Origin of the sequence: Streptomyces sp. V4I8, from assembly GCF_041261225.1 — a bacterium.
GTDB lineage: Bacteria > Actinomycetota > Actinomycetes > Streptomycetales > Streptomycetaceae > Streptomyces.
This window is the reverse complement of the sequence record NZ_JBGCCN010000001.1, coordinates 1041711-1064866: the sequence shown is the minus strand read 5'-3', so window position 1 is coordinate 1064866 and position 23156 is coordinate 1041711. Positions and strand designations below refer to the sequence as shown.

Below are 23156 nucleotides of genomic sequence, written 5' to 3'. Positions count from 1 at the left end.
AGGTGCGTGCCGGGAGTTTGATGAACCTTTTCGGGGCCGGCGTCCAGTCGCGCGGCGCACTCCAGGACCGTCCGGTCGTACGCGTCGTTGCGCAGGTCGTAGCAGCCCTCGCGGATCTCGTCCCAGGAGCAGCGGTGCCTCGAAGGCACCGATGAGCGGGCCGGCTGGGCTCCTCGACCGTCGGAACCGCCGTTGAGTGGGGCTGACCGGCCGCACGATGGTTCTCGGCGTTCCGACGGCACCGGAAAACGGGGGCCGGCGGGCTGTCACATCGAGGTTCGGGGGGCCGTCAGCTGGGCGGTCAGGAGGTGGGCGTCGAGCAGGGCGATGTCGGCTGTGCGGGTGGCCTTCGCGTAGCCGGTGAGCATGCGTTTGGTCAGGACGAGCGCCTCCGGGGAGCGGCGGGCGAGGGGCCTCGTCCAGGCGGCGACGGTGTCGTCCAACTCGTCGAGGGGGGCGACCTTGTGCAGGAGGCCGAGCCGGTGGGCGGTGACGGCGTCGAAGACCTCGCAGGTGAGCATGAGTTCGCGGATTCGCGCGGCGCCGGCCTCCGAGATCAGCCGGCCCATGGCGCCGCCCCAGGTGGGCGCGAGACCGACGCCGACCTCGGGCATACGGAACCGGCAGGTGTCCGCGCCGGCGCGCAGATCGCAGTAGGCGGCGAGTGCGAGGCCGGCGCCGACGACCTTGCCGTGGAGCCGGGCGATGGTGATGGCGTGGGTGTTCTCCAGGCCCTGGCACATCCGGTGGGCCTTGTCCGCGATGCGGCGCAGCGCGGCTCCGGTCGGGTCCGTGGTCAGGGCGTCCTGGTACTCCTGGCGGTCCGCTCCCAGAGAGAAGTCGTCGCCGTGGGAGGACAGGACGAGGATGCGGATGTCGGGCCGTTCGTGGAGGCCGTCGAGGACGGCGATGAGCTCGTCCAGGACGGCGGCGCTCAGCGTGTCGTCCTGGGCGGACGGGGCGAGCCGGACGTGGAGGACGGGGCCGCTCTCCGCGATGTCCAGGTGCACGGGGGTGGGTGCGGGGACCAGCACGGGTATGGACGCCGGCGTGGTGGCGGGGGTGGGGACGGTCAACGGGTTCATGCGAGGGCGACATCCAGATTCAGCAGACGCCGGAACGCCACCCGGGGGGCCCGGGAGGGGCGGCGGACCAGGGTGAGGCGGGGGAGGAGTGTGATCATACGGCTGAGCAGGGTCTGGGCTTCCAGCCGGGCCAGGGGTGCCCCGAGGCAGTAGTGAATGCCTCCGCTGAAGGCGAGATGGCCGGGCCCCCGGTTCAGTTCGAACCGGTCGGGAGCGTCGTACCGGGCCGGGTCCCGGTGCGCGGCTCCCACCATGAGGTGGACCATCTCGTCCGCCCGGACCTCGACGCCCTCCAGCACACAGTCCTGGGCGGCGACCCGGCTGATCACATGGGTGGGAGGGTCGTAGCGCAGCGACTCCTCCACGAACGCGGGCACGAGGTCCGGCTGTTCGGCGAGCAGGTTCCACCGGTCGGGGCGTTCGACCAGCAGTAAGGCCATGGTCGACAGGAGGGTGGAGGTGGTCTCCAGGGCCGCCAGCAGGACGAACAGGGCGAGGAAGTAGACCGCTTCGTCAGCCTTGTCCCGGTCCGGTTCCAGCGCGTCCCAGGTGCGGATCCAGCGGGACACCGGATCGTCGCCGAGACGCGAGCGCCGTTCGCTCACCAGATCGAGGAAGTAGGCGCGCAGTTCGGCCATGGCCACGTCGGACCTGGCCAACTGGCTGGCGGAGGGCAGCAGTTCCTGGGTGAAGACCTGGTCGTGGGTCAGCTCCCGCAGACGGGGCCAGTCCTCGCTGGGCAGGCCCAGCCAGTTCCCGATCGTGGCGATGGGAAGTTCCTCCGAGACCAGGGCGGCGAAGTCGGCCTCCCCGGTGTGCAGATGCTCCATCAGGGAGTCGAGGAGGTCGTCGACCACCCGGCTCACTCTCGAGCCGATCTGCTCGATCGTGCCACGGTCGAAGGTCCCGGCCGCCCGGCGCACCCGGGTGTGCTCCGGGGGGTTGAGCGCGGGCAGGGTGCGGCTGATCTCCCGGGAGGAAGGAGCGCTCCAGCGTGTGCGCTCCCCCTGTCGTTCCCTCCACGTCGTGTCCGGCTCGAGCCAGGCGCCACTGCGCAGCACCTGGTCGCAGGCGCTGAAACCGGTCACGAGGAAACCACCCCAGGGAGCGGGGCTGACGTCTCCTCGCGACCGGAGGTCGGCGTAGAGGGGAAAAGGGTCGGCCTGCCCCTGGGCTGTCCGGAGGCGGGAGAACAGAGCAACGGTTGCACGACGGTCGGATATCGGAGTGGTGACACTCGCCACGATGACGGCTCCTTTCTGGGAGTCAGCCGCCATACGTACCCGAGAGATCATTGAAAGATTCAGTAACCCACTGGCCTCATAGAGTTACCTGCGTCACGCGCCCCTGGTCCATGCCAGGAACCGGCTGAAGAGCCCGCTCTTGTGCTGCGGGGCGGCGTGGGCCGGCCGAGGCGCGGGCGACGGCTGCGGCACGGAGGACGGCTGCGCCGCCTGGGCGGGGCGAGCCGCCGTGGACCGGGCGGCCGGCTGTACGGTGCGCGGGGTGAACCGGATGGGCACGGTCACCAGGGCACGGCTCCACGGTGTCGGCGCCCAGGCGAGATCCTTGAAGGGGATGCGCAGTTCGACGTCCGGCAGCCGGTTGAGCAGGGACTCGACGGCCGTGGACGCGATCAGGAACGCGGGGTCCTTGGCCGGGCAGGCGTGCGGGCCGGCCCCGAAGGCCAGGTGTGCCTTGGCGCTGAGCTGCTCGCGGTGGTCGGTCAGCTTGGGGTCGGTGTTGGCCGCCGCGAACGAGATCAGGATCGGGTCGCCCGCCTTGAGGGTCCTGCCACCGAGCTCGACGTCGTGGACGGGGTAGTGGCCCGCGTAGTTGGCGATCGGCGCGTAGTTCCACAGGGTCTGCACGACCGCGTCCTCGATCGGCAGGCCGCTCGGCCACTGGTCGCTCAGATACAGCGCGCTGCTGCTGCCGATGGCGGCGGTCAGGGGCATGGTGCCACCGGAGAGCAGGGTCACCAGCTGGTGCAGCACCTCCTCGTCGGTGAGCCGGGCGGAGTGCACCATCAGCCGGGTGGTGAGGTCCTCGCCGGGCTGGCTGCGCTTGAGGGCGATGAGTTCGCCGAGCGCCGCGCCCAGCGTCTCGTCGGCGCCGGGTGTGCCCTCGAAGATGCCGCTGATGCCGACGATCACCCGGTCGCCGATCTCCGGCGGGCAGCCGAACAGGTCGCTGAAGACCAGCAGCGGAAGCGGCTGGGCGTAAGCGGCCATCAGCTCGGCCTGGCCGAGGGGTTCGGAGCTGAAACGGCTGATCAGATAGTCGGCCGACTGCTGCGTCTGACGGACGAGCTGGACCTGGTTGACGGTGGCGAGGCTGTCCGTCACCGCCTGCCGCAGCCGGGCGTGCGCCGCGCCGTCGCTGAACAGCGCGTTGGGACGGTACGCCATCATGGGCAGCGCCGGGCTGTCGGCGGGCACCCGACCCTCGTTGAGCGCGTTCCAGCGGCGCGAGTCCCGCACGAACGAGCCGGGGTTCTGCAGGATGTAGAGGGCCGCGTCGTAGCTGGTCACCAGCTCGACCTCGACGTCCGGCGCGATGTCGACCGGGGCGCTCGGGCCCATCGAGCGCAGCTGGGCGTAGTGCCGCTCGGGGTCGGAGCCGAACTCGGGCCCGTACAGCCGTATGTTGCCGTGAGCGGGGCAGCCGGCCGGGATCCCGGACGGGTCGAAGTGCTGTTGCATGCCGTGGCTCCTAGCCGAGGGTGGACATGAGGTGCTTCACGAGGGTGATGAGCGCATGGGCCGAGGAGCCCTGGTCGCGTACGTCGCAGGGGACGACCGGGGTCTCCGCGGAGAGGTTGAGCGCCTCACGTACCTCGTCGAGCGGGTAGTCGGGGGTGCTGTCGAAGTGGTTGACACCGATGGCGTAGGTGAGGCCGAACTGCTCGACCAGGTCCAGAATGGGGAAGCTCTCGTGCAGCCGCTCGGGGTCCACCAGGACCAGCGCGCCCAGCGCACCCCGGGACAGCCCCTCCCACATCTCCTTGAAGCGTTCCTGACCCGGGGTTCCGAAGAGGTAGAGGACCAGAGTGTCGCTGAGGGACAGGCGCCCGAAGTCCATCGCCACCGTCGTGGTGGTCTTGTCCGGGGTGCCCGAGAGATCGTCGAAGCCCTCGCTCGCCTCGGTGATCTCCTCCTCGGTCTGCAGCGGCTCGATCTCGGAGATGCTGCCGATGCAGGTGGTCTTCCCGACCCCGAAGTGGCCCACGACGAGGATCTTCACGGAACGGGAGACGGCTGGATCCAGATACACGAATTACGCTCCGAATCGGGTCTTCAGGCCATCGAGTACGGCGGTGAGCAGTTCGCGGTCGACACGTTCGGCACGTGGCGCCGGATTCCTCACATAGAGCAGGCCGTCCTCGGCCATCTGCGCCAGCAGGATGCGCACGATGCCCAGCGGCAGCCGTGTGTAGCCGGAGATCTCGGCCACGGACAGAAAGCCGTCGGCGATCAGGTCCATGACCGCGCGTGCTTCCGGTGACAGCGTGCGGGCGGCGGCCTCGGTGCCCTCCTGGGCGGTGACGAGCGTGGTGTGCTCGTACTCGTGGTCCGCGGGCAGCGCACGTCCCTTCGCGATGACGAACAGAGGGACTAATGCGGATGTCAGTTCCAGCTCGCTGTCCGGTTCCTCACGCATCGCCGGCCCTCCCTCGCTGTGGCACCTGACGTGCGGTGAGCGTGGGCGCCACATCGCTCAGCCGGGTGGTGAACTCCTCGATGTCACAGTCGTGTGCGGCGGCCGCCGCGAGGAACGCTCCCTCACCTGCTGCGACGAGGAAGATCCAGCCGTGCTGGAACTCGATGACCGTCTGCCGCCACCCGTCGTCCCGCAGGCCGCCCGCGAACGGTGCGGTCGCCCGGCTGTAGGCGTGAATGCCCGTCATGGCCGCGGAGATGGTGTCCGCCAGGTCCCGGCCGATCCCGGCGCTCGCCCCACGGGGCAGACCGTCCGCCCCGAGCAGCAGGGCGTGCCGGGCGCCGCGCACGGAAGCGATCAGCTGGTCGAGCTCGGCCAGCACGAAGCCCGTCCCGCTCGCCCCGTCCCCGCGTGTCGCGGCGTCCGCCTGCGCCACGGGCGACTCACCGCCGTTCACCCGCGGCGCCGAGGTGAGGTTGTTGCCCAGCCGGGCGACCAGCCGGTTCATCCGGAAGGAGATCTGCTGCATGTCGACATCGGGCTCCGCGGCGGCGGCCAGATAAGTGCCCTGCCCGGCCCCGATCAGGAACACCCAGCCGTGCGTGAACTCGATGACCGTCTGACTCCACTGCCGGTCCTCGGACGGCCCGGCGAAGTGAGCGGTGGCCCGGCTGAGCGACTGCATCCCCGCCATGGCGGCGGCGATGGTCCGTACGTCCCCGTCGATCAGGCCGTCCGTCACCCCGCGCGGCAGCCCGTCCGCGGACAGCACGACGGCGTGCCGGGCCCGGGGGACGTTGTCCACGATGTCCTGGACCATCCAGGACATGTCCGTAGTAGTCATGCGCCTTCGGACCCTTCGGGTGTCGGGGCGTCCAGATCACGGCCCGTCAGCGTGCCGCGCTGGAACGCCCCCAGGCCCCCGCCCGAGCCCGAAGCCGCCCTCCTGGGCGCGGCTCCCGCCCCGCCGGGAGCACTCCCGTCGGACGGAACACTGGCGATCGGCGACTTCCGCGCCCCGCGCTTCGGCAGGCCGTGCATCGTGCGCGCGCCGGCCTGCTCACGGCCTTCGACACGTCGGATGCTGCTCACCGGCACCTCACTGGCCGGCGGCGGGGTCTCCTCCATGGTCCACAGCTCCTCGGGCAGCAGGACGACGGCGCGCACGCCGCCGTAGCGGGAGACGCCCGTGACATCCACCTTGAAGCCGTACTGACGGGCGATCAGGCCGACGACGGGGAAACCGAACTTGGGCTGGGTGCCCAGCTGGGACAGCCGGGGCACCTCGTCGCCGGACAGCAGCGCGGTAGCCGCCTGCCGGTCCTCGTCGCTCATGCTGACGCCGGCGTCGTCGATGATGATGCACAGGTTCTTCTGGACCCGCTGGAACGTTACCTCGATCGGCGCTTCCGCCTGCGAGAAACTGGCAGCGTTGTCGAGCAGTTCGGCGACGGCGAGGGCCACCGGCGCCACGGCGGACGCCTTCAGCGCGATGCCGCTCGGCTGCATGATCTCGACCCGGTGGAAGTTGCGGATCTGGCTCTGGGCGCTGCGCACCACGTCGTAGACGCTGGCGGCCTGGTTGCGCCGGCCGAGAGGCGCTCCGCACATGACCGCGATGCCCTGGGCCTTACGGGCCATCTGCGCGTTGGCGTGGTTCACGTCCATCAGGTCGGCGAGGACACTGTGCCCGCCGTACTTGCGCTGGACCTCGTCCAGCAATGCCGTCTGTTCGGCCGCGAGGCTCTGCAGGAAGCGGGCGGCGCCCTTGAGGACCGCCTTGGTGCTCTCCTCCGCCGCCTGCTCGGCCTCCCCGATGACACCGTCCTGCTCGTCCCGGACCCTTTGCAGTTCCTGCTGCATACGGCCGAGTTCGCCCTCGGTGTATCTGAGCCGCTGTGCCAGCGCGGCCTCGGCTTCCCGCTTCTTCGCCCCCAGGGCGGAGTTGCGGAGTGTGAGGGCCACGACTGCGGCTATGGCTATCACCGCTATCGCAACCAGACACCAGATAAGCGCGTCTTGACTCATGGAAACCTTTCCCGGCGCGTGGCATGCAGGCGTCGACGGATACAGCTCGCGAGGATCCGCAACCCGTCACAGGGACGCATGACTGTTGGTGCGAAGAGCAGACCACCTCAGGCCGGTTGTGCCGGAGCGAAGTGGATCAAGGTCGCAGACGGCGGCATGCTATCACTCTCAAACATTGGCCCTGAGGCCGCCGTTGGGCTCTGTACCGGCTCAACAAACAAGTAGTCAAGGCTGGTTGGGGAGCAACGGTCATGACTGGTGACACCCTGTGACCGGGCCTGCCCTCCGCGGGGCGTCACCGCTCCACGCGCGGACGCCGCACCTGATCACGGCGGCCCAGCGGGACGGCTGGGAGTGAGCGAGCCTGTGCGGGCGCACCGCGACCTGCCACGCGGCACCCGGCGGACGTGGCGCGCCACTCGCTGCTCTGCCGGCGGTGCGGCGTTGCAAACTTCACGTGAGTATTCGGTGCGATCGCCACCGGCGGTCCCTGTCAGGAGCCCGTAGCACGACCACATGCCAAGCCGGCAGGTCCGCCCCTTCTGTTCACCAGACGTTCGCACCTCCTGCGGGGACTCCCGCGATCGGCTTCGCCAACGCGACGGCCACTCGTCGTCCGAGTGCGACGGCTACTCGTCGTCGTCGGAGGTGGTGGGGCGCGTCCGGCCCGGCTCCGGGACGGTCTCGCCCTGCTGGGCGCGGGTGTGGAGAACGTCGCCGATGAACAGGTCGTACACCAGCACCCCGATCACACCGCCGACGAGCGGCCCGACGATCGGGATCCACCAGTAGCCGCTGAACGCCCCGGACAAGCTGCCCGGAAACGCCAGATCCTGCCATCCCGCCATCCAGGTGAACAGCCGCGGGCCGAAGTCGCGGGCCGGGTTGATGGCGTACCCCGCGTTCGCCCCGAAGGACATGCCGATGGCCGCCACCACGAAGCCGATCACCAGCGGACCGAGATTCGCCTTCACGGCCGTGTTGCGCAGGTCGATGATCGCCACCACCAGCATGACCAGGAAGGCGGTGCCGACCATCTGGTCGATGAGCGGACCCCAGATCCCGCCGTGGAAGTACGGCGCAGGGAAGGTGGCGAAGATCGAGAAGGAGGCCAGGGTGTGCCCGCCCGTCTTGGGCCCCTCCATGGCGTCGTCGAAGGTGTTGATGGCGTCGTGGTAGACGGCGTAGACCAAGGCCGCCCCGGCCAGGGCGCCGAGCACCTGTGACACCCAGTAGGGCACGACCTTGGCCCAGGAGAACTTGCGGCGAACGGCGAAGGCCAGCGTCACCGCCGGGTTCAGGTGCGCTCCGCTGACCCCGCCGGCCACGTAGATGCCGAGGATCACGGCCATGGCCCAGCCCCAGGTGATCAGCAGCCAGTCCCCGGCGCCGAGGAAGAAGGTGGTGGGCCCCTCGGTACGCCCCGAGCCGGGCAGCGCCGCCACCGCCATCGCCACCACGCCACAGCCGAAAGAGATGAGGACGAACGTCCCCAGGAACTCCGCCATGCATTCGCCCGGCAAACCCGCGCGACGCCTGAATGTAGAGGGCTTCACCAGAGGTTTGATCTCCACTGCCATGTGATCCTCCCGGGGCTTGCTGCGGTCACGTCCGATTCCGATGTCAGTAGTCACGTCGTAACTCGGCTCGTGGGTCGCGGCAACCGCAGGAGACCCCGGTAATGCCCCGTGCGTTGCCCTGCCGATGAGTTTCACGGTCGTAGGAGGTCAATACGGGTGACCGCCGGAAACAAGCTGAGGAGGATCGCGATGGGCAAGGTTTCCACTCACATGACGATGTCGCTGGACGGGTTCGTCGCGGATCCGAATGACCAGGTCGGGGAACTGTTCGACTGGTACGAAGCCGGGGACGTGACAGTGCCGAACCCGAATGAGACCGTTTCATTCAAGGTCGACGACGCCAGTGCGCAGGTACTGCAAGGGCTCACCGGCGGCTGCGGTGCGCTTGTCGCCGGCCGACGCCTCTTCGACATCGCCGACGGCTGGGGTGACAAACACCCGGCCGGCGCCCCCGTCGTCGTGGTCACGCATCGCGCGCCCGAACATGCCGCGACGAGGTGGCCGACGACGACGTTCGTCGACGGAGTCGAAGCAGCGATCACCCGGGCGCGACAGATCGCCGGTGATCAGGACGTGGTGATCGCGAGCGCGACGATCATCCAGCAGGCACTCGACCTCGGACTGGTGGACGAGGTGTGCGTCAGCCTCGTGCCCGTGCTGTTCGGCGAAGGGATCCCGTACTTCACGAAGCCGGACCGCGGACACCAACTCCTGGACGACCCGATCGTCGTCCAGGGACGCAGGGCCCTGCACCTGCGATACCCGGTCCGACGTTGAGCCGGCTCCTGCGGAACGACCAGGGCAGCCCGGGTCATGCGGGGGCGCGAGCATCTGGGTCGCCACCCCCGCGGCGACCAACCCGGTCGCGAGCAGCAGGCCCTGGGGCGGCATCACGCCCGTGATCACCATCTGTACGGCGAGGGCCGGCAGTGCCCAGGCCAGGCCAGGCCATGCCGTCTCCGGTATTCGCGGGGCCGAGGCGGGCGTCCTGTCTCCAGGCCGCGGGCGGCATGCGGGTCACCTCGCTGCGGCGGCGCCTCAAGATCGTGCAGTGGATCGGTGCCGGGCTGCGCCATGGCTCCTCCTCCCGGGGGACCGGCAGGTGAAGGGTCCTTGTCACCGTCACACGCGGCCTTGCGGCGGCGTCACCATCGGGTCCGACGCCCATGTCCGCAGACGTCCGAGTAGTCGCCGACGGCTCACAGTTGCCGGGGGCGGCCCAGGAACTCGTGGGCACCGCGGATCCTGGTGCGCAGGCGCCGCTGAGTGGTACGGCCATCGAGACGCACGTCCAGCGGGCCCGGGAGCACCGTGTCGGCCCGTAGCCCGGTGGGCAGGCGTGCGGCGTCCAGGCCCGCGCGTTCGGCAATCAGCACGCCGAGGTCGTACCGGCTGAGGGCATCCGGGCCGGCGACGTGGAACACGCCCGCCGCCTCGGACAGCGCGAGTTCCAACAACGCGGCGGCCAGGTCCTCGACGTCCACCGGGCAGCGGATGTCATCGGTGAACAGAACCCCGTCGCGCGTCCCCGCCGCGAGGGCTGTCACCGCACGCTCGTGCACCGACCGGCCGTACCCGATGATGAGCGAGGTGCGGGCGACCACGGCACTCGGCGCCAGCAGCCGTACGCCCGTCTCGGCGGCGGCCTTCGCGGCGCCGTACGGCGTGACAGGGTCGGGAAGGCAGGTCTCGTCGTAGTGGACACGGCTCCCGGAGAACACCGCGTCGCTGGAGACATGGACCAGACGGCACCCCTGCTCCGCGGCAGCCAGCGCGACGCGGACCGCGCCGTCCGCGGTGACCGCCCAATCGGACCGGGTGCTCGACGTGTTGACGACGACCGAGGCACCCACCTCACGCATCACCCCGGCGACCCGCACATGATCCCGTACGTCGAGCGGGTGCCATGTCGCACCCCAGGTCTTCCCGGGCCGGGTGGTGGCGAACGTCGCAGCCGTCTCGTGCCCTGCTTCCCTGGCCTGGCGGACCAGCTCGGTGCCCAGGAAGCCGCTGCCGCCGATGATCAGGACAGTCATGGATGAACACGGTACGGGCGCGGCATCTGGGGTCGGCGCGATCGGGGAAAGCTCGGTGCGGCGACCGGCCTCCACGTCGTATCAGCCGATGGTGCGCGCCCACGCCGCCCAGCGTCCCGCGGTCATCCCTGCGCCCCCTCACCCACCCTCCGCCTGTCCGCCCCGGCTGCACCCCGAGGCGATGCCCCGCCACATCGCGATCGTCATGGACGGAACGGCCGCTGAGCCACCGCCCGCGGCCTGCCTCGCACCGACGGCCACCGCGCGGGCGCGGACGCACTCGTCGATGTCGCCCACGGCGCCCTGGAAACCGGCCTGAAGCACCTGACCCTGTACGCCTTCTCCACCGAGAACTGGAAACGCCCCGCCGACGAACTGCGCGCCCTGATGTACGAAATCCCCGAGAGCCTGCGCCGGTTGAAGAACGAGGAGCCCGATGTCCGTCTGCGCTGGGTGAGTTTCGCGGCGGCCGTACCGAAATCGCGGCGGCCGCCGCCTCGCCCAGGAAGCGGTCGCCGGAAGAATCGACCCCGGCACGGTCTCCGAGCACGCCTTCGCCCGCCATCTGCACGTCCCCGAACTACCCGACGTCGACCTGCTGCTGCGCACCGGAGGCGACCAGCGCGCCTCCAACTTCCTTGCCTGGCAGGCCACCTACGCCGAGCTGATGTTCCTGGACACTCCCTGGCCCGAGGTGGACCGCCGGGATCTGTGGCACGCGATCGAACAGTACGCCCACCGCACCCGCCGCTATGGCTCCGTCCCCCGCATCCGCGACCGGCGCACGCTGCCGAGCGGACAGGGAGCACCGGCTGTGTGAGCGGTCAGCCCGCCGCGGCGGCGTTCACGGCGCGCGGAGACTGTCCTGAGACGCCGTCCGTCCGTACCCGTCCTGATCTTGTCCAGCTGTACGGGAACGCGGCCCGAAGCCTGTGACAGTATCGACGGTGGGCGTATGGCCGCCTGCGGGGGTCGAGGGCAGAGGACGGGTTATATGGACCGGCCGCCAGGCATGATGGACGTGGCCCGGGAGGCCGGCGTCTCGCACATCACCGTCTCCAGGGTCATCAACGGTCACCCGTCGGTCCGGCCGGAGACCCGGGCCCGCGTCGAGGCCGCGATCCAGAAGCTCGGCTACCGCCGCAACAGCGTGGCCAGGGCCCTCAAGAGCCGTCGTTCCTCGACGATCGGCGTGGTGATCGTCGGCTCGGACCTGTTCGAGCTGCCCCGCATCCTCCTGGGCGTGGAGACGGCCGCCAAACAGGCCGGATACTGGGTCAGCCTGGCGAGCCGGCAGGGCGAGAGCACCACCGGCGACCTGGTGGAGACGCTCCAGCGGCTCACCGACCAGTCCGTGGAGGCGATCGCGGTCGTCGCCGACCGGCCCGTCGCCGTGGAGGCGCTGTCCGGCCTGGTCTTCGGGGTCCCGGTGGCGGTGATGATGTCCGGCAGCGTGCCCCACCCCGAGCTGAGCTTCGTCGAGGTCGACCAGGAACTCGGCGCCCGACTCGCGGTTCGCCACCTCCTCGATCTAGGACACCGGCACATCGCCCATCTGACCGGTGCCCTGCGCACCTTCGACGCCCGGGCCCGAGTCGAGGGCTGGCAGGCCGAACTCGCCACCGCGGGAGCGGAGGGGACCATGCTCGAAGGGGACTTCAGCGCGGAGAGCGGGTTCCGCCTCACCCACCAGCTCTGCACGGACGACGCCGGTCTGCCGACCGCGGTCTTCGCGGGCAACGACCAGATGGCGATGGGAGCGCTGGCGGCCTTCGCGGAACGCGGCGTGCGGGTGCCGCAGGACGTGTCACTCGTCGGGTTCGACGACATGAAGGGCTCGGGCTACCTGGTCCCCGCCCTGACCACGGTCCGCCAGGACTTCGTCCACCTGGGCAGCAGCGCCATCGAGCTGCTGGTCCGGATGCTGGGCGGGGAGAAGGCGCAACGACAGAAGATCACGCCGGAACTCGTCGTCCGGCGCAGTACGGCCGCGCCCCGCGTCTCTTCCTGAGCTGATTCCTGAAGCGCGTCGCCGGTTCGAAGGCAGCACAAGCGTTATCGCGAACTCGGCCGCACCGGACTCACCGTGTCCCGGCGGTGTGACTGTGTGCTCCAGTTGGCGGTTTTGAGCCTCCCCAGCCGACCACTGGGGCTGAGCCGGCTCGGCAGGGTCAGTCGTGACGGACGAGCTTGGCCGCGGAGACGAGCAGGATCACAGCCAGGGCGGGGACGAGCACCAGGTCTGGGAACACCCCGAGCAGCAGCCCGCCCAGCACCGCACCCGCGATCGAGCCCGCGGCCATGACCGCGGTGAAGCGGAGGTTGGCGCCGACCACCCCGAAGCTGCCGTCACGGCTGTAGCGGGCGAAGGCCACCAGCATGGTCGGCAAGGAGACCAGCAGCGACAGGCTGCCCGCTGTCCTGATGTCCTGGCCGAACAGCAGCACGATCGTCGGGATCAGCAGCTCGCCCCCGGCCACGCCCATGATCGCCGCGACCACTCCGATGCCGAACCCGGCCCCGACCCCGCAGGGCACCTGCGCCCACAGCGGCAGATCGAGCGTCCCCAGCGGGGTGGTGTGCGTGACCAGCAGGGCGGCGGCCATGAGCACCATGAGCGCCGCGAGCACCTTGTGGAGGGTGGCGCTGCGCATCCGGATCGCCCAGGTCGCCCCGGCCCAGGCACCCAGCAGGCTCCCGGCCAGCAGGTTGACCGCGACGGGCCAGTGCGCGGCCGGCTCGGAGGCCGGTACCGCCACGAGCCGGGCGGGCAGCGCGACCAGGACCACGACCAGGCTCATCGCCTTGTTCAGGATGACCGCGGAGAGCGCGGCGAAGCCGAACACACCGATCAGCAGCGGAAGGCGGAACTCCGCTCCACCCAGGCCGATCATCCCGCCGAGCACACCGACGGCCGCGCCCGCGACGAACACCGCGGGCAGCGAGCGCGCCGAGTGTGCCGAGTGCGCCGAACGCACGGAGACGAGGTCCTTCTCGGTGGCCATGGTGGGCATCCTCGCTGGTAGCTGTCCCTGGCCGCTACGGCACGTCCCCTTCTTCGGGGAAAGGCACTGGCCACCCGCTCAGGATTCGTCTGGTCCTCCGAAGCGCCTCGCATGGCCAACTGCGGCGCTCAGAGCGGGCCGGGCTGTCGCGCTCAGTGGTCAGCCGGTGGTACGGGCCGCGCACCGTGCCGGTCCCGCGGTCGCGCCAGCCTGGCGACGCTGCCGGTGGTGCCGGTGGTGCCGGTGGTGCCGGTGGTGCCGGTGGTGCCGAGGGCCAACCTTCCGGTGCCAGGTCAGGGCTGGGGCACCGTGGTGATCAGCGATGCCGCGGATCCGAGGTCCAGTCGGTCGAGGGGGACAGCGTTGCCGGTCTCCAGGGACCGGTTGCCGGCCAGGCCCACGACGAGGGAGCGCACGCCGTCCTGCCAGGACGCGGCGTGCCCGAGGGGGTCCTCGCCCGCTCCGACGAAGACATCCCGGAGCAGGACCGCGTCGCCGCCGCCGTGGCCGCCCTCGGCATGAGGGATCGGTACCTCACGGGCCTGCTCGAAGTGCCGCTGCACCACTAGCCGTTCACCGACGGGGCGTTGTCCGTCGCCGACGACCGGTTCGGGGTGGGCACTCGGGTCGATGATCACGTGGCCGTCGGCGTCCGTGGTCACCGATCCGCGCTCGACGACGGTGAGTTCGGCACGGCCCTTGGTGCCGTTCACGCCGATGACGTACCCCTCCCAGGGCGAGTGGGCGTTGAGCGCGTAGGTCATGGAGGCGCCCGAGGCGTAGTCGACGATCAGGGAGAGGTTGTCCTCGATGGTGATGCCCGGGTCGAAGACGTCCTGGTCGCGGCGGTAGTTGTCGAGGTGCTCGTTGTCCAGAAAGAGGGCCTTGTACCAGGGCTCGTGACGCAGGTCGAGGCTGAAGGCGTCGCGCAGCGGTGAGTCGGTCGTGCCGCGCTCCGGGCGCGGGCCGAGCCCTCGGCCGGCGGCCGCCTCGGCGCCGTAGAACCGCAGGCCGCCGCTGGCGAAGACGCGCGTGGGAACGCTGTCCAGCCACCAGTTGACGAGGTCGAAGTGGTGGGAGGACTTGTGGATCAGCAGCCCGCCGGAGTTCTCCTTGTACCGGTGCCAGCGACGGAAGTAGTCCGCGCCGTGAGCGGTGTCCAGCAGCCACTCGAAGTGCACCGAGGTGACCTGGCCGATCTCGCCCGAGGCGATGACCTGCTTCAGGGCCGTGTTGCGCGGCGAGTAGCGGTAGTTGAAGGTGACGGTGACCTGCCGTCCGGTGCGCTCCACGGCCTGGGCGATGCGGCGGACCCCGTCCTCGCTGGTGGTCAGCGGCTTCTCGACGACGGCGTCGGCTCCGGCCTCCAGGGCGGCCACGACGACATCGGCGTGCGTGTAGTCGGGCGTTGTCACGATGACGCGGTCCATCCGGTGCTCGCGCACCGCCTCGGCCACCTCGTCGGGCGCGAACCGCACGGGCGGCACCACGCCGGCCCCGCGCAGGCGCTGCTCGTAGACGTCGAGCCGTCCGGGGTTGGTGTCGCTCCAGGCGACGAACTCACAGACCGGGGCATGTATGCCGGTCATCGCGTCGATGTACATCTGAGCACGGGACCCGGTACCGACGAGGGCGTAGCGCAGCGGAGAGGCGGAAGCGGGCAACTTGGCTCCTTCGGTGGGGGAGTAGATCATTTGTTACCGGTCGTCGCCAAGCCGTGCAATGGCCGCCGTTGGCCGAAAATTTCGACGGCGGCAGACTTAACGGCGGCAGACTTACCCGAAAAGGGACGTGTTCGTCGACGAGTTGGCCCCGGCCCGCCGATTCCTTCTTGGGCCCGGACCGAGGTGCTGTTCCATCTGCCGCTGGAGGAAGTCGTACGCCGCGGGGTCGCCTACATCACGCGGTATCAGCGGGCCCGGGAGCGGCCCGGGTTGCTCGCGCACGCCTTCGTGCCGGTGGACACCCGCACCGGCCTGACCCAGGCGACCGACGGCTGGGCGGACTGGACGGACGGGTCCGAGCGGATCGCCACCCCGGTGCTGCGCCAGGCCGCCGCCGCCCGCGGCCTCGCGGACGCGGAGGAGATCGACCCCCCCTGCTGGAGGGCTGGGCCGGCTTCGCCCGCCGCCATCTGCTCGACGACAGGAGAAGACGTCAGTACTTGTGGATCAAGCGTTCTAGACTCACTCGATGACAAGCGATGATCTCCGGCTCACCGTCCTGGGGAGCGCGACGCCCTATGCAAGCGTGGACAACCCGTGCTCCGGCTACCTGGTGTCCAGTGGCGGCACGCGGGTCTGGATGGACGCGGGCAGCGGGACACTGGCTCAGCTGCAACGACACGTGCGACTTGATGAGCTGGACGCGATCTGGATCTCGCACCTGCATGCCGATCACAGCGCGGACCTGCTCACCGCCTACTACGGTGCGCTTTTCGCGGATGTACAGCTCGCTGCGCCCATCCCGCTGTACGGCCCGCCGGGCATCGCGGACCGGCTCGCCCACTTCCTCACCAATACCGCAACCCGCAGCCCGGTCGAATCAGCCTTCGCCGTCCACGAGTTGCACGACGGGCATCAGGTGCGCGTCGGCGCCCTCACGTTGACCAGCCGGGCGGTGGCGCACGGCATCCCAGCCTTCGCCGTACGCGCAGGAACCGCGGACAAGTCGCTGGTGTACTCCGGGGACACGGCGCCGTGCCCAAGCCTCACGGAACTGGCCGAGGGATGCGACGTGCTGCTGTGCGAGGCCGAGAGCGCGCAGGTGCCGGCCGAGGGCGAACAGGTGCACCACACTCCCGAGGACAGCGGCGACACGGCCAGTGCAGCCAGGGCCGGCCGGTTGATCGTCACGCACGTCGGCCGCTTCCTCACGCCACAGCAGGCGGTGGCACGTGCCTCGGCCCGGTTCGACGGCCCTGTCGAATACGCCGCCCCCGGAGCGACGTTCTCGATCGGTTAGGACCTGTCCGGGCGCTCACGGCCGTGGGCGGCCAGGCATGATGCCCGGATGAGCATCATCGTCAAGTTCTTCGTGGCTCCGGATGACGCGTCAGCGGCTTCGGTTCTTCGGACCGGGCCGGGAGGTGCCTTCGAGTCGCTCTCCTTCGGCAACTTCGATGCCGAGGACGCTGTGGTCGAGTGGGAGTGCCTTCTTGGCGGCGGCTGCTTCGAGGAACTCGTCGAAGCCGGTGAGCCTCGCATCGTCGCCGACCGGGACAATGGCGGCTGCGTCGTCTTCGCGATCTCCCCTCGCCTGTCCGCCGCACTCGCCGACGCCGAGCGGTCCGGGTTGCCTGATGTGGCTGTCTCGTGGGCCGCGCGGCGCGCAGAGGATGGCGAGGTCATCGACGCGGAGATCGCCGAAGTGATCCTGGGCGATCTGGCGACTCTCGCCAGCAGCGCTCGACGCCAGGGCCAGGGCGTCTACTGCTGGGTCGCGTAGGAGTTCACGTTCCCTGTCGGAAACGGCACGCCACGGCCACTCGACTCCGGCCTGCCTTCAGGGCCGTGCCGTGTCCGGCCAACCGACGGAATCCGCCGGCCTGTTGAAACGCGGCCTCGTCCATCCCCGCCTGGAGATCGTGTCGGAATGGCCGGGCTTCCAGGCCCCCTTCGTGCTCCGCCCGCGCGCCGCCCCCGGCGAAGCCCCCCGACGCCACGCTCCGCATTGACCAGCTCCCCCAGACCCGGCTCGTCGCCCACGTCGCCAGCGACCTGTGACCGGCCCGCCCGGGCAGGGGGTCTCCACCGTCGTCGGGACGCGCTCACTGCGGAACGTGGAACGCGACGCGTAGATCGCCGACGCACCGCCGCTCACGCCACAGCAACTCGAGTGGCTGGCCGAGCACAGCTGGCCGGAGACCTTCTACCGCCGATCCTCGCCCGAGCCGGCGCGCCCCGGAGCGTACTCGAACCAGTCCACGTGGGCCTCGGCCGCGTCGGCCTCGCCGGTGCCGTACACACCCAGGTGGACGCCGACGAACCCGCCGGCTCGTTCCGTGCTGAAGAAGGACCGTTCCATGCTTCCCAGGGTCGTCCAGGTGCTGTCCTGGACGAGGAAGGTGTAGCCGGACTCGTCGCTGTCGACCGCGAGGACGACGTTGCCGTCCGCCACGGCGACCGCCGCGAGACGGGTGGCGGTGCCTGCCTCGACGGCGGTGAGCACGACCTGCGGGCTTCCGGAGGCGTCGGCGGTGAGCCCCAGCGTGGCGTGCTGGTGGTGGTTCTGGAAGACGGCCAGACCCGCTTCCTGGGTCGGTGCGGCGGCGGCGAAGCGGATACGGGTGCTCGCGCGCAGGCGCAGATGCTGCTGGCGGCGGGCGATGAACGCGGGGGTGCCGGTCGAGGTGAGGGGCTCGGGGGAGAGGCGGATGGTCAGGCCGCCTTCGCCGGAGGAGGGTGAGACGAGGTCGTCGACCGGTCCGCGCAGGCTGTTCCATTCGGGGCCGAGTGCGCTGCTGCCGAAGTCGTACCGCACTGGTTCGTCCACGGCCGGTCCCACGGTCGCCGCCGCCGTCGTCGTTCCCGCGGGCAGCCGTTCCGACAAGCTCACCCGGCCGGTGTCCGGTGCGAAGACCGGGCCCCGGGGCGTCCATTCGACGGGGACGAGGAACACCTCACGGCCGAGTGTGTGCGTACCCTCGAGCGGCCGTACCCCGAGGGCCACGGCCCAGGTCTCCCCGGCGGGGGTGTCGACGAGGTCGACGTGGCCGACGTTGTGGATGGGTTCCGCCGCGCCGCGGTGGCGGTGGGTGAGCAGCGGGCTCCTGGGGTCCGTGGAGTAGGGGCCGGTGACGGTGTCGGACCGGGCCGCGGTCACGGCGTGGTGGTGTTCGGTGCCGCCCTCCGCGGCGATCAGGTAGTACACGCCGTCACGCTTGTACAGGTGCGGTGCCTCGACCCACGCGCCGCGCATCGCGCCGTACCAAAGATTGTGGGACGGTCCGGTCAACGCCAGGGTTTCGAGGTCGAGTTCGCGCATCCACAGCTCGCCGGGGCCCGTCACCTCCGGTTCGGCGGCGTCGCGGCAGGCGGTGAACCAGCAGCGGCCGTCGTCGTCGAAGAAGAGCGACGGGTCGATGCCCTGCGCATCCAGCGTGACCGGGGCCGACCAGGGGCCGGCCGGGTCGGAGGCGGTGTACAGGAACGTGGTGCTGCCCTGCCGGCCTCTCGCCAGGGTCACGACCACGTAGAAGGTGCCCTGGTGATGGCGGATGGTGGCGGCCCAGAGGCCCTCCGAGACGTCCAGCCCGGTCAACGACACCTGGGACGGCCGGTGCACCACGTGCCCCAGCGGTCGCCAGCTCACCAGGTCGCGGCTGTGGAAGACCGGGAGCCCCGGGTAGTACGCGAACGACGACGTGACCAGGTAGAAGTCCTCCCCGACCCGGCAGATGGACGGGTCCGGATGACTGCCGGCGAGAACGGGGTTGGCGAAGGTCGGCACGGGCGCGCTCCGAGGCGGTCGGGGTGGGGACGGGATGCGTCGGGGCGAAGGCCTTGACAGCTTGTTAACGTTAACATCACCGTGGTTCCTGACAAGAGAAACGGCATGGAGTGAGGCAGGGGCATCCACCACACCGCCTCCAAGCTGTGGCAACTCATCGCTTCGTCACTCAGCAGAGGGATACGCCCATGTCGACAGCCCGGCAGGAACCCGCCGAGCCCATGTCCTTCCCCGCCCACTTCCTCCTCGGCTCCGCGACCGCCGCCTACCAGATCGAGGGCGCCGCCACCGAGGACGGGCGCGGTCCCTCGATCTGGGACACCTACTCCCACACGCCGGGCAGGACATGGAACGGTGACACCGGCGACGTCGCCGCCGACCACTACCACCGTCTCGAAGCCGACCTCGATCTCATGGCGTCCCTGGGCCTGCGGGCGTACCGGTTCTCCATCGCCTGGCCCCGCGTCCAGCCCACGGGCCGTGGCCCGGCCAACCTCAAAGGCCTGGACTTCTACAGCCGCCTGGTCGACGGCTTGCTCGACCGGGGCATCGCGCCGGTCGCGACCCTCTACCACTGGGACCTGCCCCAGGCCCTCGAGGACTCCGGCGGCTGGACCAACCGCGCCACCGCCCATGCCTTCGCCGACTACGCCCGTATCGTCGGCGAAGCGCTCGGCGACCGCGTCGCGATCTGGACGACCCTGAACGAACCATGGTGCTCCGCCTACCTCGGCTATGGATCCGGAGCCCATGCCCCCGGCCGCACCGACGGCGCCGCGGCGCTGACGGCCGTCCACCACCTCAACCTCGCCCACGGGCTCGCGGTGCAACAGCTCAGGGCAGTTGCCACCAATGATCCGCAGTACTCCATCACCCTCAACTTCCACGTCCTGAGGGGCGAGGGCGACGGTGGGGAGGAAGCCGTGCGTCGCATCGACGCGCTGGCCAACCGCTCCTTCACCGAACCCCTGTTGCGCGGCCACTACCCCGAGGACCTCATCGAGGACACCGCCGCCGTCACCGACTGGGCGTTCGTCCAGGACGGCGACCTGCCCCGGATACACCAGCCCCTGGACCTGCTCGGCGTCAACTACTACGCCACCACCGCCGTCCGCCTGTGGGACGGCGTGACCGCACGGCAGAACAACGACGGCCACAAGGACATGGGCGGCTCACCCTGGCCCGGCTCGCCCCAGGTCGAGTTCGTCGCACAGGACGGCCCGCACACCGCCATGGGCTGGAACATCGACCCCGACGGCCTCGAAGAACTCCTCCTGGACCTGCACACCCGGTTCCCGAACCAGCCGCTGGTCATCACCGAGAACGGAGCGGCCTTCGACGACCACCTCTCCAGCCGCCCCGACGGCACCCACGCCGTCCACGACCCCGAGCGTGTCGACTACCTCCGCCGCCACCTCACCGCCGCCCACCGGGCACTGGCCGCGGGCGTCGATCTGCGCGGCTACTTCGTGTGGTCACTGATGGACAACTTCGAGTGGTGTTACGGATACTCCAAGCGCTTCGGCATCGTCCACGTCGACTACGAGACCCAGCGCCGCACGCTCAAGGACAGCGCCCTGTGGTACCGGAAGCTGGCAGCGACGGGCACCATCCCGCCGGCGGGGACCAGGGGGTAGGCAGGGGCCGGCCGGCCGCGGAACTTCTCTCCAACCTGCTCCGGTCGATGGGCCGACTTGCCGGTGTCACAGGCCGAACAGGTCGACCGCGTTGTCGTGGCACACGGCCCGCAGCCACTCCTCACCGAGACCCAGCCGTTCCAGCGCGTGGAGCTGGTGCAGGTACGGGTAGGGGATGTTGGGGAAATCGGAGCCGAGCAGGACACGGTCGCCCAGCGCGGCGAGCCGGGGCAGGCTCCGGCGCGGGAACGGCATGAACCCTTCCGTGAAGTCCGTGAACGCCATCGTCGTGTCCAGCCGCACCTCGTCGTACCGCTCGGCGAGGTCGAAGAACTCCTCGTACTCGAGCATGCCCATGTGCGCGACGATCAGCCGCAGCTTCGGGTGCCGCGCCAGGACCCGCGCGATGGGCCCCGGGCCGGTGTGCTTGCCGGGCGCGGGCCCGGACCCGCAGTGCATCACCACGGGGATCCGGGCCTCGGCCAGCAGCCCCCACGCCTGCTGGAGACGCGCGTCGGCCGGGTCGTACGCTCCCACCTGCACATGTGCCTTGAACACGCGCGCGCCCGCTTCGACAGCCTCGCGGACGTAGGTCTCGACGTCCGGCTCGGGGTAGAGGGTGGCAGTGTGCAGACAATCGGGGGTGCGGCCGGCGAAGTCGGCCGCCCATGCGTTCAGCCACCTGGCCATACCGGGCTTGTGGGGGTAGAGCATCGCGGTGAAGGCCCGGACGCCGAAGTTCCGCAGCACAGCCGTCCTCTCCGCCTCCTCCTTCCGGTACGTGATCGGCCACCCCAGCCCGCCGATCAGCGGCCCGCTGGTGTCGAAGTAGTCCCAGACCTTGTGCAGGACACGCTCGGGCATGAAGTGGGTGTGCACGTCGATCAGCCCGGGAAGACCGAGCCCGCCCCAGAAACGGCGGACCTCACCGGCCTCCTCACTGACGGGTGCCACGCGGTGATCGTTCATACCGCCCACGATCGGCCCTGGTGACCTCGACGACAAGGGCCGGGCCGGCGAGCTGTCCAGGCACGTGAGCGACTCGAATCCTCGGGTGGGCCGACTCGCGGCCAGGATCTGAGCCGCCGGACATCGGGGAGACAGCAATGACACCAGTGGGAGGACAGGGCGGGAGTCCTGCCGCGCCGCGGGCCGTGGACGTGGCCCAGCGGGCCGGCGTCTCGCAGAAGACGGTCTCCCGGGTCTTCAACGGTGAGCGGTACGTCTCCGACGACGTGCGCCGACGAGTGCTCGAAGCCGCCGAGGAACTCGGCTACCGGCTGAACAGCGCGGCCCGGGCACTGGCCTCGGGGCGCACCCGCACCATCGGCGTGGTCACGCTGGGGACCGCCCTGTACGGGCCGGCCTCGCTGCTCATCGGTATCGAGCGGGCCGCCCGGGACGCGCGGGCTACGCGCTCCGGGTGTACAACACGCTGGAGGGCGACCCGCAAGGCGTCGCCGGGGCCGTGGAGTCCCTGCTCGAACAGGGCGTGGACGGGATCGTCGTATCCGAACCGATCGACGAGGGAGAGGAGGGAGACGACGGATCCGTCTCCCTCGGCGTCGACGTGCCGGTCCTCGTCCTCGGTGCCCGCGACGTTCGGCGGCCCCCGGGCCGTGGCCGTGGGGGGCGGTGCCGAGTCGCCGGCACGGGCGGCCACCGAACACCTCCTGGACCTCGGCCATGTGACGGTCCATCACCTCGCTGGACCGCAGCGGTGGTTCGCCGCCCGGGACCGTCTCGAAGGCTGGCGGGCGGCGCTGTCGGCGCGCGGCAGGCAACAGCCGCTCGTCCTCAAGGGCGACTGGACGGCCGCCTCCGGCTACGCCGCGGGTCGCGAACTCGCCTCCGCCGGTGACGTCACCGCGGTGTTCGCCGCCAACGACGACATGGCCATCGGTCTCATCCGCGCGCTGACGGAGGCCGGCCTGCGTGTGCCGGGCGATGTCAGTGTCGTCGGCTTCGACGACATCCCCGTCTCCGCCTACGTCACTCCTCCGCTGACCACGATGCGCCAGCCGTTCGACGCCGTGGCGCGAGAGGGGCTCCGGCTCCTGGTGCAGGCCATCGAGAAACCGGACGCGGAGCCGGAGCCGGTGAACGATCCGCCGGTCGAACTGGTCGTCCGCGCCTCGACCGCACCCCCGGCGGAGAATGCCTCAGCAGGCGGGCGGCGCTCGGCCTCCCCCTCGCCCGACTAGACAGACGTACCGTCGGCCGGAAACGGACCACCCGCCCTGCTCGTGGACCGCCGCACCGGCACCACCACGACCGATCCTCGGCCGCCCGACGCGCGCCCGGCGGCCGAGGAGACACACGACGTCGACGACTGGCTCACGGTGATCTCCTGGGGCCGCCGCGCCGGCGTGACCGCAGAAGCCACCGGCCACCAGTACCAGCTGAGAAGGGCGGGAAGGGCCCTATCCACTTCTCGCGGATCCTGATTGCGCGGTGCGCGGCCGTCATCCGCTTCCCCGCGCCGTTCTGGGTCCTTCCCGTCCCCTCCAGCACACCATGCGCGAGGCTGATGCGCCAGGGCCGCTCGGCCCACCAGGGGCAGACGGCGGAGGGCGACGGCGTCCGGAGGTGACAAGGCGGGCCTGGCGGGTACCCATGAGGCGGATCCCGCCGGGCGCGGGCGAGCCGTCGAGCGGAGGTGAGGAGGCCG

At 70.3% G+C, this 23156-nt stretch carries 22 protein-coding genes and 3 pseudogenes; 11 read left to right on the top strand and 14 right to left on the bottom strand.

Going from position 1 to position 23156, the window contains the following annotated elements; genetic code table 11:
- Window positions 1–266: 266 nt before the first annotated feature.
- The 8 genes from ABIE67_RS04865 to ABIE67_RS04830 all read right to left on the bottom strand — a co-directional run bounded on the left by ABIE67_RS04865 (window position 267) and on the right by ABIE67_RS04830 (window position 8356).
- Window positions 267–1085 (bottom strand): enoyl-CoA hydratase/isomerase family protein, encoded by an 819-nt coding sequence (locus tag ABIE67_RS04865; protein WP_370253619.1) that lies wholly within the window; start codon window positions 1083–1085, stop codon window positions 267–269.
- Window positions 1082–2362, bottom strand: coding sequence for a cytochrome P450 (locus ABIE67_RS04860; RefSeq protein WP_370253615.1), 1281 nt, complete (start codon window positions 2360–2362; stop codon window positions 1082–1084). Before ABIE67_RS04860 ends, ABIE67_RS04865 begins: the two co-directional genes overlap by 4 nt.
- A gap of 60 nt (window positions 2363–2422) precedes the next feature.
- Window positions 2423–3790: a cytochrome P450 gene (locus ABIE67_RS04855; RefSeq protein WP_370253611.1), complete on the bottom strand. Its 1368-nt coding sequence runs from the start codon at window positions 3788–3790 to the stop codon at window positions 2423–2425.
- A gap of 10 nt (window positions 3791–3800) precedes the next feature.
- The gene (locus tag ABIE67_RS04850; RefSeq protein WP_370253607.1) at window positions 3801–4361 is read right to left on the bottom strand and encodes an ATP/GTP-binding protein; all 561 of its coding nucleotides are present in this window, start codon (window positions 4359–4361) and stop codon (window positions 3801–3803) included.
- A gap of 3 nt (window positions 4362–4364) precedes the next feature.
- Window positions 4365–4748 (bottom strand): DUF742 domain-containing protein, encoded by a 384-nt coding sequence (locus ABIE67_RS04845; RefSeq protein WP_370253603.1) that lies wholly within the window; start codon window positions 4746–4748, stop codon window positions 4365–4367.
- Window positions 4741–5568 (bottom strand): roadblock/LC7 domain-containing protein, encoded by an 828-nt coding sequence (locus tag ABIE67_RS04840; protein ID WP_370268219.1) that lies wholly within the window; start codon window positions 5566–5568, stop codon window positions 4741–4743. Before ABIE67_RS04840 ends, ABIE67_RS04845 begins: the two co-directional genes overlap by 8 nt.
- 20 nt (window positions 5569–5588) lie before the next feature.
- Window positions 5589–6776 carry an ATP-binding protein gene (locus tag ABIE67_RS04835; protein WP_370253597.1) on the bottom strand — a complete coding sequence of 396 codons (1188 nt, stop codon included), beginning with the start codon at window positions 6774–6776 and terminating at the stop codon, window positions 5589–5591.
- Window positions 6777–7405: 629 nt separating this feature from the next.
- Window positions 7406–8356, bottom strand: coding sequence for an MIP/aquaporin family protein (locus tag ABIE67_RS04830; protein ID WP_370253593.1), 951 nt, complete (start codon window positions 8354–8356; stop codon window positions 7406–7408).
- A gap of 210 nt (window positions 8357–8566) precedes the next feature.
- Here ABIE67_RS04830 and ABIE67_RS04825 point away from each other — a divergent pair, with 210 nt between their 5' ends.
- Both ABIE67_RS04825 and ABIE67_RS04820 read left to right on the top strand, forming a co-directional pair.
- Window positions 8567–9133: a dihydrofolate reductase family protein gene (locus ABIE67_RS04825; protein ID WP_370253589.1), complete on the top strand. Its 567-nt coding sequence runs from the start codon at window positions 8567–8569 to the stop codon at window positions 9131–9133.
- 173 nt (window positions 9134–9306) lie between these two features.
- Window positions 9307–9462 carry a hypothetical protein gene (locus tag ABIE67_RS04820; protein WP_370253587.1) on the top strand — a complete coding sequence of 52 codons (156 nt, stop codon included), beginning with the start codon at window positions 9307–9309 and terminating at the stop codon, window positions 9460–9462.
- 93 nt (window positions 9463–9555) lie between these two features.
- Here the strand turns inward: ABIE67_RS04820 and ABIE67_RS04815 are convergent, their stop codons facing one another.
- Both ABIE67_RS04815 and ABIE67_RS04810 read right to left on the bottom strand, forming a co-directional pair.
- Window positions 9556–10392 (bottom strand): NAD(P)-dependent oxidoreductase, encoded by an 837-nt coding sequence (locus tag ABIE67_RS04815; protein WP_370253583.1) that lies wholly within the window; start codon window positions 10390–10392, stop codon window positions 9556–9558.
- Window positions 10393–10530: 138 nt separating this feature from the next.
- A complete protein-coding gene (locus tag ABIE67_RS04810) occupies window positions 10531–10716 on the bottom strand; it encodes a hypothetical protein (protein ID WP_370253581.1) in 186 nt (61 codons plus the stop codon).
- Here ABIE67_RS04810 and ABIE67_RS04805 point away from each other — a divergent pair.
- From ABIE67_RS04805 to ABIE67_RS04795, 3 genes and pseudogenes are all read left to right on the top strand, one after another.
- Window positions 10633–10812: pseudogene (locus ABIE67_RS04805) on the top strand (undecaprenyl diphosphate synthase family protein); the annotation flags it as partial. The gene ABIE67_RS04810 and the pseudogene ABIE67_RS04805 sit on opposite strands and share 84 nt — an antisense overlap.
- Before the next feature lie 103 nt (window positions 10813–10915).
- The gene (locus ABIE67_RS04800; protein WP_370268215.1) at window positions 10916–11212 is read left to right on the top strand and encodes an undecaprenyl diphosphate synthase family protein; all 297 of its coding nucleotides are present in this window, start codon (window positions 10916–10918) and stop codon (window positions 11210–11212) included.
- A gap of 174 nt (window positions 11213–11386) precedes the next feature.
- On the top strand, window positions 11387–12403 hold the full coding sequence (locus tag ABIE67_RS04795) for a LacI family DNA-binding transcriptional regulator (protein ID WP_370253579.1): 1017 nt from the start codon (window positions 11387–11389) through the stop codon (window positions 12401–12403).
- 160 nt (window positions 12404–12563) lie between these two features.
- Here the strand turns inward: ABIE67_RS04795 and ABIE67_RS04790 are convergent, their stop codons facing one another.
- Both ABIE67_RS04790 and ABIE67_RS04785 read right to left on the bottom strand, forming a co-directional pair.
- A complete protein-coding gene (locus tag ABIE67_RS04790) occupies window positions 12564–13397 on the bottom strand; it encodes a sulfite exporter TauE/SafE family protein (RefSeq protein ID WP_370253575.1) in 834 nt (277 codons plus the stop codon).
- A gap of 293 nt (window positions 13398–13690) precedes the next feature.
- Window positions 13691–15061, bottom strand: a complete 1371-nt coding sequence (locus ABIE67_RS04785) for a Gfo/Idh/MocA family protein (protein ID WP_370253572.1) — start codon at window positions 15059–15061, stop codon at window positions 13691–13693.
- Window positions 15062–15244: 183 nt separating this feature from the next.
- Between ABIE67_RS04785 and ABIE67_RS04780 the strand changes: the two genes are divergently transcribed.
- From ABIE67_RS04780 to ABIE67_RS04770, 3 genes are read left to right on the top strand one after another with little or no spacing between them, the layout of a single operon-like run.
- A complete protein-coding gene (locus tag ABIE67_RS04780; RefSeq protein ID WP_370253570.1) occupies window positions 15245–15604 on the top strand; it encodes a hypothetical protein in 360 nt (119 codons plus the stop codon).
- Window positions 15591–16361, top strand: coding sequence for an MBL fold metallo-hydrolase (locus ABIE67_RS04775; RefSeq protein WP_370253568.1), 771 nt, complete (start codon window positions 15591–15593; stop codon window positions 16359–16361). Before ABIE67_RS04780 ends, ABIE67_RS04775 begins: the two co-directional genes overlap by 14 nt.
- Window positions 16362–16409: 48 nt before the next feature.
- Window positions 16410–16844 (top strand): hypothetical protein, encoded by a 435-nt coding sequence (locus ABIE67_RS04770; protein WP_370253566.1) that lies wholly within the window; start codon window positions 16410–16412, stop codon window positions 16842–16844.
- A gap of 423 nt (window positions 16845–17267) precedes the next feature.
- Here ABIE67_RS04770 and ABIE67_RS04765 read toward each other — a convergent pair whose 3' ends face one another.
- Window positions 17268–18848, bottom strand: coding sequence for a glycoside hydrolase family 43 protein (locus tag ABIE67_RS04765; RefSeq protein ID WP_370253564.1), 1581 nt, complete (start codon window positions 18846–18848; stop codon window positions 17268–17270).
- A gap of 188 nt (window positions 18849–19036) precedes the next feature.
- Here ABIE67_RS04765 and ABIE67_RS04760 point away from each other — a divergent pair, with 188 nt between their 5' ends.
- Window positions 19037–20485, top strand: coding sequence for a GH1 family beta-glucosidase (locus tag ABIE67_RS04760; RefSeq protein WP_370253562.1), 1449 nt, complete (start codon window positions 19037–19039; stop codon window positions 20483–20485).
- A 66-nt stretch (window positions 20486–20551) separates the two neighbouring features.
- On the opposite strand, the gene ABIE67_RS04755 is transcribed toward ABIE67_RS04760, so the two are convergent.
- The gene (locus ABIE67_RS04755) at window positions 20552–21454 is read right to left on the bottom strand and encodes an amidohydrolase family protein (protein WP_370253560.1); all 903 of its coding nucleotides are present in this window, start codon (window positions 21452–21454) and stop codon (window positions 20552–20554) included.
- A gap of 137 nt (window positions 21455–21591) precedes the next feature.
- Between ABIE67_RS04755 and ABIE67_RS04750 the strand changes: the two are divergent.
- Together ABIE67_RS04750 and ABIE67_RS04745 are read left to right on the top strand one after the other, a co-directional pair.
- Window positions 21592–22689, top strand: a pseudogene (locus ABIE67_RS04750) (LacI family DNA-binding transcriptional regulator).
- A gap of 36 nt (window positions 22690–22725) precedes the next feature.
- Window positions 22726–22884: pseudogene (locus ABIE67_RS04745) on the top strand (LysR family transcriptional regulator); the annotation flags it as partial.
- Window positions 22885–23156: the final 272 nt, after the last annotated feature.

Excerpts from the sequence above, each read along its gene's own strand:
- ABIE67_RS04865 (WP_370253619.1), bottom strand. The coding sequence starts at position 1,085 with ATGAACCCGTTGACCGTCCCCACCCCCGCCACCACGCCGGCGTCCATA.
- ABIE67_RS04860 (WP_370253615.1), bottom strand. The coding sequence starts at position 2,362 with ATGGCGGCTGACTCCCAGAAAGGAGCCGTCATCGTGGCGAGTGTCACC.
- ABIE67_RS04855 (WP_370253611.1), bottom strand. The coding sequence starts at position 3,790 with ATGCAACAGCACTTCGACCCGTCCGGGATCCCGGCCGGCTGCCCCGCT.
- ABIE67_RS04845 (WP_370253603.1), bottom strand. The coding sequence starts at position 4,748 with ATGCGTGAGGAACCGGACAGCGAGCTGGAACTGACATCCGCATTAGTC.
- ABIE67_RS04840 (WP_370268219.1), bottom strand. The coding sequence starts at position 5,568 with ATGGTCCAGGACATCGTGGACAACGTCCCCCGGGCCCGGCACGCCGTC.
- ABIE67_RS04835 (WP_370253597.1), bottom strand. The coding sequence starts at position 6,776 with ATGAGTCAAGACGCGCTTATCTGGTGTCTGGTTGCGATAGCGGTGATA.
- ABIE67_RS04830 (WP_370253593.1), bottom strand. The coding sequence starts at position 8,356 with ATGGCAGTGGAGATCAAACCTCTGGTGAAGCCCTCTACATTCAGGCGT.
- ABIE67_RS04825 (WP_370253589.1), top strand. The coding sequence starts at position 8,567 with ATGACGATGTCGCTGGACGGGTTCGTCGCGGATCCGAATGACCAGGTC.
- ABIE67_RS04820 (WP_370253587.1), top strand. The coding sequence starts at position 9,307 with ATGCCGTCTCCGGTATTCGCGGGGCCGAGGCGGGCGTCCTGTCTCCAG.
- ABIE67_RS04815 (WP_370253583.1), bottom strand. The coding sequence starts at position 10,392 with ATGACTGTCCTGATCATCGGCGGCAGCGGCTTCCTGGGCACCGAGCTG.
- ABIE67_RS04795 (WP_370253579.1), top strand. The coding sequence starts at position 11,387 with ATGGACCGGCCGCCAGGCATGATGGACGTGGCCCGGGAGGCCGGCGTC.
- ABIE67_RS04790 (WP_370253575.1), bottom strand. The coding sequence starts at position 13,397 with ATGGCCACCGAGAAGGACCTCGTCTCCGTGCGTTCGGCGCACTCGGCA.
- ABIE67_RS04775 (WP_370253568.1), top strand. The coding sequence starts at position 15,591 with ATGACAAGCGATGATCTCCGGCTCACCGTCCTGGGGAGCGCGACGCCC.
- ABIE67_RS04770 (WP_370253566.1), top strand. The coding sequence starts at position 16,410 with ATGAGCATCATCGTCAAGTTCTTCGTGGCTCCGGATGACGCGTCAGCG.
- ABIE67_RS04760 (WP_370253562.1), top strand. The coding sequence starts at position 19,037 with ATGTCGACAGCCCGGCAGGAACCCGCCGAGCCCATGTCCTTCCCCGCC.
- ABIE67_RS04755 (WP_370253560.1), bottom strand. The coding sequence starts at position 21,454 with ATGAACGATCACCGCGTGGCACCCGTCAGTGAGGAGGCCGGTGAGGTC.